The sequence below is a fragment of the Haloferax profundi genome (genome assembly GCF_001469865.1).
GTDB classification, from domain to species: Archaea; Halobacteriota; Halobacteria; order Halobacteriales; family Haloferacaceae; genus Haloferax; species Haloferax profundi.
Genome location: NZ_LOPV01000691.1, coordinates 1 through 11,196, shown reverse-complemented (window position 1 = coordinate 11,196; position 11,196 = coordinate 1). Strand labels below are relative to the sequence as shown.

The window sequence follows — 11,196 nt, the reverse complement described above, 5'->3', positions numbered from 1 at the left end:
GGCGTCGAACGTGTCGATGATGATGACGTCTGCATCCCAGAGCGTCTCTGCGTCCATCAGACGGCGGAGGAGTTGCTTTCGCTCCTGTTGGCCGCCGGAGAGCGCACCACTACTGTCGATTTCTGCCTGTAAGAACAGGATTTCCTCGTTCAGCAGGTGCTTGACGACGTCGTACGACAACGAGTGCATCTGGTCGAGGAAGCCACGGACGCCCAACTCTGTCGAGACGAGCGTCACGACGGTGTCTTCCTGGCAGAAGCCGTAGCTAAATCGCTGTGACAGCACGCTCTTTCCGGCACCGTAGTCCCCTTCGATGAGGACGATAGCACCTTTCGGCATGCCGCCACCTAGTTCCTTTTCGAGACGGTCGTGCCCGGATAGTCCGAGAGAGAATTGACTACTCATGGTACGTAGAATTCGAACACCTCCTCGTCACCGTCGACGACGACGTTCAGTCGGTGGTCGGCGGATTGCGTGAGGGTGAGGTTGGTTATCTCCAGTTCGACGACGTTGCTTGGACGCCACTCCGTGCCGTCTACGACGGTCACGGCCACGTCAGACTGGGTGCGGTACTGTGAATCGACGATGATATCGAACCCGCCGCTCGTCGCTGGGAGCGTCCGCAACCCGGTGTTCTTGACGTATACGGTCAGCGTGTCGCTACCGTCGTCGTAGACGCCGCTTTCGGGGTCGCTGATGACTTCGATGTCCGTTCGGATCTCCGTACTCACGTCACCGCCGCGCTCGTCGACCGAGCTACTGATTCCAGTCACCGTATCGATGAGCACACCGGCGACGCCGGCCGCGACGACGATGCTGGCGATGAACAAGATGAGGCTCGGAACCGATATGTCAGCCATCTAGTTCACTCCCTCCGTCGTGGCGATGCCGGACCCGGTGACGATTTTCACACGGGAGGGCGAACTGGGCGAGGACACTGTTATCGAAAGGTTCCCCCCGGGGTGCCACAAGTTCGTCGTCTGTACGCCGTCGACAGTCGTGTTGGCCGACGGCGTGGCCGTGTAGGTGTTGTCGACGAGCAACGTCGTCTCGTCGACTGCGAGCGTCTGTGCGCCGGTGTTCGTGACGTTCACGGTAAGGCTCGAATTCCCGGAGTCGTACGTCGCGTTCGTGATGGAGATGTCTGTGTTCTTTCGTTCGAGGGCCAACTCTGCGTCAGCGTCTTGGGCCTCGACGAGGTTCTCTGCGGCGTGAGACGTCGCTGTGTAGAGCGTCCCCGTCGCGATGAGGACGCCCAGGAAGATAATCGCGGTCGAACCGCTAACACCGAATCCCATCGATTTCCCCTCCGTAGGCGACGAGCTCTTCGAACAGACGCCCCACAGGAACGCCCTCGGCGAGTCGGCTGACGTACGCGAGGCTCGTCTGGTGGTCCTCGATGCGAAGTTCGGTGTCGTCTTCGTCGTCCATCGCTGCTGCGATTTGCCCGACGTGGGCGTTCAGTTCGTTCTCGACGTGACGCGAAATCCACTCCTGTTCGCGATACTGCCGGAGTGCACGAGAGGCACCGAGCGCACCGCCGACCGAGACGAGGTGTTCGGCCCACTCGAGGACGAGCACTTCGGAGACGTAACTCGCAGGCAACTGCGCGAGGTACGCGTTCGACTCGACTACGACTGGCTCGAACGGTTCTTCGACAGACTCGGTCGGTTCGTCGATAGTCGCCGACGCGTCGGGTTCGGCTTCCTCGTCGGAGTCAGTGAGTTCCTCTTTGGCCATCGCCGCAGAGGCGTACTCGGCTTCCAGTTCGTCGAGGGTCTTTTCCAGGTCGTCGGATTCGTCCTCGGGGTCATCCGTGACGTCCTCGACCTGTTCTTCGAGTTCGCCAGCGTCGTCTGCTAACTCGTCCTCGAGTGCGTCTTCGTCGAGTGCAGGATCTTCGAGTTCGGCCGTTTCGTCGGCCGCTTCGTCTTCCTCGTCGTCCCAACCACCGGACTCTTCGTACTCTTGTTTGAGGTCGTCGAAGCTCGCGCCACCGGCGGTTCCGGCGTCCGAGTCGTCGCCCTCGTCTGCTTCCTCACTGAAGTCGTCGTCCAGTGCTTCTGCAGGACTCTGACGCTCTGCATCGGTGAGTTCGTCCTCCGCGGCGAGTTCTGCTTCCTTCTCGCCAGTCTCGGCGTCGAGTTCGCCGAAGTCGTCGTCGAAGAACGTCTCTGCGTCTGCGCTTGCTACCTCGGGGTCGAGGTGCTCTTCGTCTTCTGCTTCCGCCTCGAAGAGTCCGAACGAGCCACCACCGTCGAGACCGCCCATCTCGCGGGCGTCGTCGACGAACGGGTTGATACCCCGGGTGACCATCTCGTAGATGTCGAGGAGTTTTCGAATGGTGTCTTCGAGTTCCTCGACGGTTTCGCCTATCTGTTTGTTCTCTTCGCGGACGGTGTTCATCCCTGACGAGATGGCGCTCACTTCGTTCTCGAGTTCTCCTACGCGGTCCTCGAGTTCTGCGAGTTCCTCGTTGTTTCCGTCGTCGAATCCGCCGAAGTCGTCGTCGTCGAATCCGTCGTCGAGGTCGTCGCCGAAGTCACCAAACTCGTCGGAGAGGTCGTCTATACCCTCCTCGAATCCAAGTCCATCGTCTGATGACATATGTTGTTCTTCTGTTTCAGCTTCGTCCCCGGCGTCGGCCGTCTCCACATCGTTCGTCTATTCCACCTTGCTCGGAGAAGACAGTCCACACCACGTGTGGAGTGCTTCGCCCGCGCGACTGCCTGTCACCCGCCTGGTCGTCGGACAGGCCGGGGAGGTCCAACAGACCCGGGGGAGCAGGTAACATTACTGCAAGGTACGTAAGTCGATACAAGAAAGTTCCCGTCCCGTTATCAGACGAGATATTCGCGATGAAGAGAATTTTACCTACTCAGACTCATAATAAAAGTCTGACGTAGGCCTAGCGCCGGTGAGAAGAATTATCCGGCGGGGGAACAGATGGACGTTCGACAGTCAACACTCGTCTCACACAAACTATGACAGAACTAGTCAAGACCGGTGTCGAAGGGCTCGATTCGATCCTGAACGGTGGTATCGTGAAGGACGCCGCAGTACTCATCAGCGGCAACCCAGGGACAGGAAAGAGTATTCTCGGGTTGCAGTACCTCTACAACGGCGTCGACCAGTTCGACGAAGGTGGGTTGTACCTGACGTTCGAAGAGGCCGAAGACGACATCCGACAAGCGGCGGAGTCTATCGGGTTCGACCGCTGGCACGAGTACGTCGAATCCGGCCAGATCAAAGTCTACGACAAGCGGACGCTCCTTCGTGACGGCGACTTCTCCTCGACGCTCGACCGCATCCTCGACGACCTCCAAGACACCAGCTACGACCGACTCGTCCTCGACTCGCTCACAATGTTCCAACTCTTCTTCGACGACGAGAAGGAACAACGACAGTATCTCCTGAAGTTCATCGATATCCTGAAAGACAGTGGTCTCACGTCGCTGTTGACGACAGAACAGTCCGCTATCTTCCCGGAGACAGACATCGGTCTCGAGAACTTCCTCACCGACGGGAACATCTACCTCATCCAGAGTCCTGCCGGTGCGACGAGCAACCGGTACATCTGGGTGGCTAAGATGCGCAAACAGAGCATCAAGAACTCGATGTTCCCGCTGGAAATCGCGCACGGTGGCATCAAAATCTACGAACAGGCAGCAGGCTTCTCGATGGTCGGGGAGTCGCCGCCGTGGTTCGGCGAAGAGACCGAGTAACCAGACGACCGTTTTTCGTTGCGGACGACTTCGTTTCCCAGTCGACCTCCCAAATTCTCCCCGTCGACGAACGTGTGATTTAGTGACGAGTTACGAGACGCGGAGTGTCATTAGCCGAAGACTGCCAGGTACGGTTCAATAGTCCTGTCGTGATGGTCCCGGTACTTCATGTCTGTTCTCGTCGAAACCTGTTGACACTCGTCGCGATTTGCTACCGACAGAGCGCGTCCGCTCACCGGTCAGCTTCAAGAAAATGAAAACCGTCGGAACCCGAGTTTACAGTTCGACGGGTTCGCCCTGTTCCTTGCCAGCTAGTTGCTGCGGCATCGTCAGGATAACCTGGGTCGTCCCACCGGTTCGAGAGGTGATTTCCAGTGTGACCTTCTCTCCAGTTTCGAGACCATTAGACAGTCCAGTCTCACCGTTGTCGGTGCCGTCTTCGATTGCAGAGGTGTTTATCTCGACCTCGTAGCGGTCGTTCATGCTATTGAGAACCCCAAAGGACCCATCGTCATCCGTAACCTCGGAAAGGTTAAACCTTGATTCAGTTGCGTAGTTCTTACTTGCACTGGAGTTTGTAAGCGTTGTGACCTGATTATCGCTCAGGTATTTGATCGACGTTTCGTTCATATCGACTGCATCAGAGCCAGCGGCGAGGCGGACAGTCATCGTGACGTTGTCGATGTCACCATTACTGCCAACCGTCCCGTGCGTGTTGAGAACCTCCACACGGTTCGTAACCTTGTTTACGGATTCTTGTCCCGCTTCTTCAGCGGTGGCCTGAAGGAATCCTGCCGTATTCACGAGGACGCCTGCTGCAATCGCAGCGACGAGAACCATCGCGATGAAGACGATGAGTGTCCCTATACCGACCTGACCGCGGTCGTCGTCAGTGAGTTTGTTGAACATTGATCTGTCTCCTTAGAGTGCGATTGGGTCGTTATTTCCTTTGCCAGCAAGTTGCTGTGGCATCGTTAGAATTACTTGGGTAGTGCCACCGTTACGGCTGGTGATGTCGAGCTTGACAGTCTCACCGGTCGCCGTGCCGTTAATACCCGACCCTTCAACTACAGACGTGTTGATAATGAGTTCAGCACGGTCAGACTGCTCGTTGAGGACTTCAAACGATTTGTCCTCGTCTTCGAGGACACTAGCGGTGAAATTCTGACCCGTGGTCAAGTTCGTGGGGTCTGCTTGATCATTAGCATCGTTCGTGTCGTTGTAAGTTAAAGTTCGAGCTTCGGTGCCACTGAGGTATTTAACTGTGGTGTCTTCGAGGGACACGCTTCCCGAACCTGCCGCCAGGCGAACGGTTAGGACCAGTTGGTCAACCATCCGCTCTTCACCGGTCTTATTCACGAGACCGTGTGCGTTGACGACGTCAACTCGGTTCGTGACCTTGTTCACAGATTGCTGTCCGGCGTCCTCGGCGGTAGCTTGCAAGAAGCCAGCTGTATTCACGAGGACGCCCGCCGCGATTGCGGCGACCAAAACCATCGCAATGAAGACGATGAGGGTCCCGATACCGACCTGACCCCGGTCTTCAGTTATGTTTTCGAACATGGGTTGTCGTGGGGGTCCCACTCTGGCGAGTGGAGACCTTCGACTGTTCACTTGAGCAGGATGTACATAACGGTACGGACCCCAATATCAAGTCTGATATTAGTGGGCAGTTGCGTGATTACAGATAATACTTTGCGCCCACACGCGAGAGTAGGCACGTCGATAGCTCAGAAAACGGAGAAGAAAGATACGGAGTCGAGGAGCGTTAGTCTTGGGCGATCTTGCGCCAGACGTCGTCGAGTTTGTTCTTGACTTCCGGTCGCTCGGTCACGCTCACAGTGTAGTCGTCACTTTCGAAGCGGACGACGATCTCGTCTACTTCTCGCCGGTAGACGTTCGTCCGGCGGTGTTCGTCGGAGAGGACGCGGTCGTGAAGTTCGAGAAGCCCGGCTGCCGTCAGTTCCTCGATTCGACGATAACAGGTTGCGATGGGGATATCTAACATCTCGCTGAACTCCTGTGCCGAATGGGGTTCGTCGGCGGCACGGAGGATGTCAGGGTTGTATTCGTTTCCCAGTGCGGAAAGTGTCCTGTCAGACTCCATAGATGGATTTGCATCGGTACGCACGGCTTGTTAATATGTTGGTTACCGAGTTGCCACATTCTCAATTGTAGTATTGGATACACGAGTTCAGTTCGGTGTGGGGACGATGGTATTATATGTCGCCACTTCGAGCATCTGGCGATGGACGACGAGCGTCCAAGGCGTCGACCACGAGAGCAAGGCGTGGTCGACACTGACGACCTCGATATCAGCCACGACGAGCGTGTCGCCAAGATAGAATCGGGCCGATACGTCATCACGACCGGTGGTGACAAACCGCCGAGTCGGGAAGAACTCGTCACCGACGACGGTGACGGGAAGACGAACGATGAACAGACAGGTGACGACAGTCCCGACGGCGACGGCGACGGCGACGGCGACGACGCTGCACAATCCGACCAGCCGTCGGACCGTCCAGAAGTAGTTCTCCCTCGCGACCCCCGAAAACGCGCGATTCTCGCACGGCGACTCCTCACCGAACGAGTTGCCTCGATCAAAGCAGACCACGCGTTGGTCGCTACAGCACTCGTCGATGGGAACGTGGAACGACACGAGAGCGTCTCGAACGACGTGACCGACGTCTTCCACTCCATGCTGAGTTGGTACGCGAACGCCGTCGGGAGCGGTGAAACGCCTCCCGACGAGGTACTTGGAATCTTGCTCCTCGCGTCCGAAGTCCAGGTCACCTACCCAAGCCGAGCGATTGCAGCACTCGCTGCTTCGTACGGGCTCGACCGAACCGACTCCATCGGCGACCTACTCGACGCGATCGAAGACGAGGGTGCGTCGTTCCCACCACGTGGAAGTCGATAGTCACGCCCGTCCGTGACCGACCGACCCGTTCGAAGCCCTGTCTCTCGATTCGCCTGACCCTGCAGTGGAACACGGCGGCGTCTCGTATCAGCCTTGATAATGGGGTGGAAGGCTTTATGGTCTGATTTTTGGAAATCTGGAAGTATGGCAAGCAAGGTACTGGTCGTGGACGACTCTGCGTTCATGCGGAACCTCCTCAAACAACTCTTAGAGGGTGAACACGAAGTCGTCGGCGAGGCCGAAAATGGCGTCGAAGCGGTCGAACTCTACCGAGAGCTCGACCCGGACGTCGTTACGATGGACGTCGTTATGCCGATTCGAAACGGGATCGAAGCCACGTCTGAGATCAAGTCGCAAGACTCGGGTGCGTCTGTCATCATGTGCACCTCCGTGGGTCAAGAAGAAAAGATGCGAGAGGCCGTCGAGGCCGGTGCGGACGGATACATCACGAAACCGTTCCAGAAACCGAACGTCCTCCAGGCCATCGCTGACGTAATTCAGGCCGAAGCATGAACCTCGACGTACGGTCGCTTCGCACGTTCAGCCGACTCGCCCACTCGGGCGCCGAGAAGGCCGCAGGGTCGTTGACCACCCTTGCCGGCATCGATACGTACGTCAACGTCACGAAGGTGGAACTCGGCACGAAGACGGACGTCGAAAACGAATTCGCCGAGCGAGACCTGGTCAGTGTCAACATCGGATTCAGCGGTGGATTAGATGGACGTACGATATTGGCCTTCTCGCCTGAGTCCGCCGAACGGTTAGTCGACGCACTGGTGCCCGGGATGGACCCGACGAGCGGCGACGGTGAACTCGCCGCGAGCAGTCTGAAGGAAGTCGCCAACATCATGCTCGGTGGGTTCATCGACGGGTGGGCCGACTACCTCGACACGTCTATCGACATCACGACGCCGACGTACGTCGACGAAGACAGTGGTGGCCCACTCGAAGAAGTCGAAACCGACGGGTTCGAACACCGAGAAGACGAGCGAATCCTCGTCTTCCGCAACCAACTCGAAGCGGCAGACGACGCGATTGGATTCGACCTCTACATGGTCCCGACGTCTCAGTCGATTGGGACTATCGTCGAGGCCAGTGGTGACGACGGTGCACTCCCCGTCGAGTCGTTCGCGGCGTTCTCCGAGATGATTTGTGACGGCGCGAATCAGGCTTCAGACGACATCACCGCGATGACGGGTATCGACACTGCGGTGGAGGTCAGTCGCCTGAGCTTCGTCCCGATAGAAGGCGTGCCGATGTCGTTGACGGACGGCGTCCGCCGCGGTGTCGTCTTGGAGTTCACCGGGACGCCGAGCGGATACATCGCGATACTCTTCGACGAACCCTCTGCCGAGAACATCGCGAGTTCGCTCCTTCCGGGCATGGAAGCAGACGAGGCGATGCGGCAGAGCGCTATTCAGGAGATTGGGAACATCGTCACGTCGGGGTTCCTCGACGGGTGGGCGAACGCGCTGGAGACGACCATCGAAATCTCTCCACCGAGGCACGTCCACGACATCGGGTCTGCAATCGTCGACCCGTTGGCGACAGACCTCGCCCAGTCACAAGAGTACGCGTTCCTCATCGACTCGACCATCCGGACAGACGACGACGAGTTCACGTGCGACATCTACGCACTCCCGGACGAGAACGAGTTGCGGAAGGCCCTCGAACAACTCTCCCCCGCGGCCTAACCGGCCCCGGACGCACCCCCAGTAATGCAAGTCTACACTACGGACACACCCACGTCGACGTCTGGCAGAATCAAAGTCGGAATCGCCGATTACGCCGTCGACAGCGACGGGGGGTCCCTGACGACGAGTGGTCTTGGGTCCTGTATCGGCGTCGCACTCTACGACCCCGACTCGGGCGTCTCTGGACTCGCCCACGCGATGCTTCCAGAGGCTGACCCGAGCGGTGACCCGGCGAAGTTCGCAGACACGGGCATCCAGTCGTTGCTCTCGGAGATGCAAGACGCCGGCGCCGACCCGACCAGAGTCGTCGCGAAACTCGCTGGCGGGAGTACGATGTTCGACTTCACCTCGGCCAACGGTGGGGAGAGTATCGGTGACCGAAACGTCGAGTCGGCACGAAAGACGCTGGAACGACTCGACATCGACATCGTGGCCATGGACGTCGGCGGTGACCACGGCCGGTCGTTAGAACTCGACACGTCGACCGGTGACCTGCGTGTTCGGAGCGCGAAGGCGGGTGACCAAATCCTCTGACTCGGCAGAGCTTTCGACGTCGGTGCGGTTCTATTCGGCTCTTCTTCGCCCCCCGATATCAACGCTGATAACAGCTCGGGTAGATTTATGTCGCCTGCTTCGAATTCTCTCACCGAAACGGTACGATGCTCGCGTGTGACATCTCGAGTAGCGTTCTGCGCTACCCAACCCAAGTCGGGGGACTTGGGGGACGTCGTACCGTCCCGAACACGAGGTGACCTATGTACCTGGACCCGGACGACTACGACCCAGACGAAATTCGACGCATCGCCCGCGATTCGCCACAACAGCGACGGAACGGTGACTCTCGGTTCGAAGACCGGAGCCCGTTCCGCTTCAACAACCCGTTGTTCGACCGGAGCCGAGAACCCGCCTCGGAGGCGCTTCGGTCGAGCCAACTTGAGCAACTGCTCGTCCACCAGTCACGTGGTGACGACGACGACGGTATCGAAAAGCCGTACCTCCGGTCGCTCCCCGACAAGTACGGTGCCGAACGCGTCGTCTTCGATTGGCTCGAGTTCCTCGTCCTCAAGGGAGGGTTCAAGCGGGCGATGGACGCCCTCCGGTACTATCAGACCGTCGGATGGCTCACCTCGGACGTCGAAGAGACGCTTCGAGACTACTTACTCGGGTTCTCCGCGGAAGTCGAAGAGGCGACAGACCTCGACGTCGACGACCACCTGCTGAGTCTCGTCTACGTGGCTCGCCTGTCGTCGATGGTGTGACGACGGTTCCGGTCCCGGTATCGGTCTCTCCTCGTGACACACGAATTCAACTGCTATGATCGACCACTTCGACACATCCTTCGACGTTCGACACAGGTGGTAACGAATGACAAACAATGCCGTCGACTCGGACGTGCCAGAACGGATGGCCGACTCCGTGGCTTCCAACACTGATACTGCGGCCTCCGACGCCGACTCCGCGGCCCCCACCGCCGACTCTACCGCTGACTCCGCAGCCTCCGCCACCGACGACAGCGCCACGACACCGACACCAATCGGCGTCAAACTCGGAAGCGCGAGGACTGTCTTCGTCTACTCCGACGAAGATGGCGACCCAGAGACGGTCCAGACACGTTCGTGTCTCGCAGTCCCCGAAGACTCTGACCAGTTCTACTACGGGGAAGACGCCGAAGCGAAGTACCCAGACCAGACGACGTACGTCCTCGACGCTGGTGTTCCCGGCGACGCCGAGCGAGCGGAACTGACAGAGCAGTTCCTCACAGAACTCTGTGCGGCTCACGACCTGCCGGCAGACAGTGCCGTCGTCTTCGCGATTCCGGCAGTCGACGACGAGTGCGGCCTCGCCAACTTCAACACCATGGTCGACGCGAGCGATATCGGTGACGCAGTCACCCGCGGGTTCCCCGAGTCACTCTGTGGGTCGATTCCAGCGGTCGGTGACGGCCTCTCGGCCATCGACCAGATATTCGCCGCCATCAACCTCGGCGCGACCACGCTCGAAGCGTCCGGGTACAGACACGGCGACCGACTCGCCCCGTTCTCGACTGCCGCCGCAACCGGAAACGACGTCGACCAGGCCATCGTCGACGCCATTGCCGACGAGACGGACGGCCGTGTGGAACTCGCCCGAACCACGGCCCGCGAGTACAAAGAGACGTACGCCGACTTCGACTCGTTCGAACCCTTCACCGACGTGTTCGACCACCCAGAGGAGGGCGAACAGGAGTTCACCGTCGAACGTGGACTGATGGACCCACTCGACGCCTACCTCGACGACGTCGTCGACGAACTCACGACCGGGTTCTTCTCGCGACTCGCGACCCAGCACATGCGGTCGTACCAACTGTCGGTCACCCGCCCCCTCGTCGTCACTGGTGGGATGGCCTGCATCCCCGGCCTCGCCGACGAACTGGCGAGTCGATTGAGTGACGAACTCGACAGAGACGTGACGGCAGTCACCCCAGACCACCCTGAAGTCGCCGCTGCCGAAGGTGCCTACCGTCTCGCAGAACGACTCGCCACCACTCACTGAGCGACTTCTCTCGCCGTCAGGTACGTTCTCGAAGAGCAGGTTAGACTGGCTGGTCTCTGGCTTGCGGCGTCAGTCGGTCTGTGTCTCGACAGACGCCTTGCCGGTGCTCGTCACCGCTTTGTCCCAGCGCTGGAGTCGAACGATTGCGACGGTCCCTCTGGGCTGGTTCTCTGCGAACCGCAGACGACCGTTCGAGCGGTCGATAATCCAGTGGACCAACCAGAGGCCGAGGCCGCTAATGTGTTGGAGTGGCGTCTCAGTTCCCGATTCGAGGACGGTCAACTCGGTGTCGGGAATCCCGGGACCGTTGTCGGTGACGTGAATC

General features: G+C 59.0%; 15 protein-coding genes. 7 read left to right on the top strand and 8 right to left on the bottom strand.

Annotated features, from left to right (window positions below; genetic code table 11):
* The 4 genes from AUR66_RS18840 to AUR66_RS18825 form a co-directional block, all read right to left on the bottom strand.
* Nucleotides 1-405, bottom strand: a 405-nt coding sequence (locus AUR66_RS18840) for an ATPase domain-containing protein (RefSeq protein ID WP_331457029.1), incomplete at its 3' end; no start/stop codon positions are given.
* Nucleotides 402-860: a CARDB domain-containing protein gene (locus tag AUR66_RS18835; protein ID WP_058573646.1), complete on the bottom strand. Its 459-nt coding sequence runs from the start codon at nt 858-860 to the stop codon at nt 402-404. The genes AUR66_RS18835 and AUR66_RS18840, both read right to left, overlap by 4 nt.
* Complete coding sequence (locus AUR66_RS18830; RefSeq protein ID WP_058573645.1) at nt 861-1,298, bottom strand: fla cluster protein FlaF; 438 nt, start codon at nt 1,296-1,298, stop codon at nt 861-863. It lies immediately after the preceding gene.
* Nucleotides 1,282-2,607 carry a flagella accessory protein C gene (locus AUR66_RS18825; protein WP_058573648.1) on the bottom strand — a complete coding sequence of 442 codons (1,326 nt, stop codon included), beginning with the start codon at nt 2,605-2,607 and terminating at the stop codon, nt 1,282-1,284. The genes AUR66_RS18830 and AUR66_RS18825 overlap by 17 nt, the downstream gene beginning before the upstream one ends.
* 377 nt (nt 2,608-2,984) lie before the next feature.
* On the opposite strand from AUR66_RS18825, the gene AUR66_RS18820 reads away from it, so the two are divergent.
* Complete coding sequence (locus AUR66_RS18820; RefSeq protein WP_058573644.1) at nt 2,985-3,725, top strand: RAD55 family ATPase; 741 nt, start codon at nt 2,985-2,987, stop codon at nt 3,723-3,725.
* Nucleotides 3,726-4,001: 276 nt separating this feature from the next.
* Here the strand turns inward: AUR66_RS18820 and AUR66_RS18815 are convergent, their stop codons facing one another.
* From AUR66_RS18815 to AUR66_RS18805, 3 genes are all read right to left on the bottom strand, one after another.
* Nucleotides 4,002-4,634 (bottom strand): archaellin/type IV pilin N-terminal domain-containing protein, encoded by a 633-nt coding sequence (locus AUR66_RS18815; RefSeq protein WP_058573643.1) that lies wholly within the window; start codon nt 4,632-4,634, stop codon nt 4,002-4,004.
* 12 nt (nt 4,635-4,646) lie between these two features.
* Nucleotides 4,647-5,288 carry a flagellin A1 gene (gene flgA1 / locus AUR66_RS18810; RefSeq protein WP_058573642.1) on the bottom strand — a complete coding sequence of 214 codons (642 nt, stop codon included), beginning with the start codon at nt 5,286-5,288 and terminating at the stop codon, nt 4,647-4,649.
* A 205-nt stretch (nt 5,289-5,493) separates the two neighbouring features.
* The gene (locus tag AUR66_RS18805; protein WP_058573641.1) at nt 5,494-5,832 is read right to left on the bottom strand and encodes an ArsR/SmtB family transcription factor; all 339 of its coding nucleotides are present in this window, start codon (nt 5,830-5,832) and stop codon (nt 5,494-5,496) included.
* Between the two features lie 141 nt (nt 5,833-5,973).
* Between AUR66_RS18805 and AUR66_RS18800 the strand changes: the two genes are divergently transcribed.
* The 6 genes from AUR66_RS18800 to AUR66_RS18775 all read left to right on the top strand — a co-directional run bounded on the left by AUR66_RS18800 (nt 5,974) and on the right by AUR66_RS18775 (nt 10,871).
* Complete coding sequence (locus AUR66_RS18800) at nt 5,974-6,645, top strand: DUF7500 family protein (protein ID WP_058573640.1); 672 nt, start codon at nt 5,974-5,976, stop codon at nt 6,643-6,645.
* 144 nt (nt 6,646-6,789) lie between these two features.
* Nucleotides 6,790-7,158, top strand: coding sequence for a chemotaxis protein CheY (cheY, locus tag AUR66_RS18795; protein ID WP_058573639.1), 369 nt, complete (start codon nt 6,790-6,792; stop codon nt 7,156-7,158).
* Complete coding sequence (locus AUR66_RS18790) at nt 7,155-8,339, top strand: chemotaxis protein CheC (protein WP_058573638.1); 1,185 nt, start codon at nt 7,155-7,157, stop codon at nt 8,337-8,339. The genes cheY and AUR66_RS18790 overlap by 4 nt, the downstream gene beginning before the upstream one ends.
* Nucleotides 8,340-8,363: 24 nt before the next feature.
* On the top strand, nt 8,364-8,873 hold the full coding sequence (locus AUR66_RS18785) for a chemotaxis protein CheD (protein WP_058573637.1): 510 nt from the start codon (nt 8,364-8,366) through the stop codon (nt 8,871-8,873).
* Between the two features lie 221 nt (nt 8,874-9,094).
* Complete coding sequence (locus AUR66_RS18780; protein WP_058573636.1) at nt 9,095-9,598, top strand: FlaD/FlaE family flagellar protein; 504 nt, start codon at nt 9,095-9,097, stop codon at nt 9,596-9,598.
* Between the two features lie 106 nt (nt 9,599-9,704).
* Nucleotides 9,705-10,871: a hypothetical protein gene (locus AUR66_RS18775; RefSeq protein WP_231727978.1), complete on the top strand. Its 1,167-nt coding sequence runs from the start codon at nt 9,705-9,707 to the stop codon at nt 10,869-10,871.
* 69 nt (nt 10,872-10,940) lie between these two features.
* On the opposite strand, the gene AUR66_RS18770 is transcribed toward AUR66_RS18775, so the two are convergent.
* The coding region (locus AUR66_RS18770) for an ATP-binding protein (RefSeq protein WP_197409880.1) at nt 10,941-11,196 on the bottom strand (256 nt) is incomplete at its 5' end.

Coding starts and splice junctions, on each gene's coding strand:
- AUR66_RS18825 (WP_058573648.1), bottom strand. CDS start 2,607: ATGTCATCAGACGATGGACTTGGATTCGAGGAGGGTATAGACGACCTC.
- AUR66_RS18800 (WP_058573640.1), top strand. CDS start 5,974: ATGGACGACGAGCGTCCAAGGCGTCGACCACGAGAGCAAGGCGTGGTC.
- AUR66_RS18785 (WP_058573637.1), top strand. CDS start 8,364: ATGCAAGTCTACACTACGGACACACCCACGTCGACGTCTGGCAGAATC.
- AUR66_RS18830 (WP_058573645.1), bottom strand. CDS start 1,298: ATGGGATTCGGTGTTAGCGGTTCGACCGCGATTATCTTCCTGGGCGTC.
- AUR66_RS18835 (WP_058573646.1), bottom strand. CDS start 860: ATGGCTGACATATCGGTTCCGAGCCTCATCTTGTTCATCGCCAGCATC.
- AUR66_RS18805 (WP_058573641.1), bottom strand. CDS start 5,832: ATGGAGTCTGACAGGACACTTTCCGCACTGGGAAACGAATACAACCCT.
- AUR66_RS18820 (WP_058573644.1), top strand. CDS start 2,985: ATGACAGAACTAGTCAAGACCGGTGTCGAAGGGCTCGATTCGATCCTG.
- flgA1 (WP_058573642.1), bottom strand. CDS start 5,288: ATGTTCGAAAACATAACTGAAGACCGGGGTCAGGTCGGTATCGGGACC.
- cheY (WP_058573639.1), top strand. CDS start 6,790: ATGGCAAGCAAGGTACTGGTCGTGGACGACTCTGCGTTCATGCGGAAC.
- AUR66_RS18775 (WP_231727978.1), top strand. CDS start 9,705: ATGACAAACAATGCCGTCGACTCGGACGTGCCAGAACGGATGGCCGAC.
- AUR66_RS18815 (WP_058573643.1), bottom strand. CDS start 4,634: ATGTTCAACAAACTCACTGACGACGACCGCGGTCAGGTCGGTATAGGG.
- AUR66_RS18790 (WP_058573638.1), top strand. CDS start 7,155: ATGAACCTCGACGTACGGTCGCTTCGCACGTTCAGCCGACTCGCCCAC.
- AUR66_RS18780 (WP_058573636.1), top strand. CDS start 9,095: ATGTACCTGGACCCGGACGACTACGACCCAGACGAAATTCGACGCATC.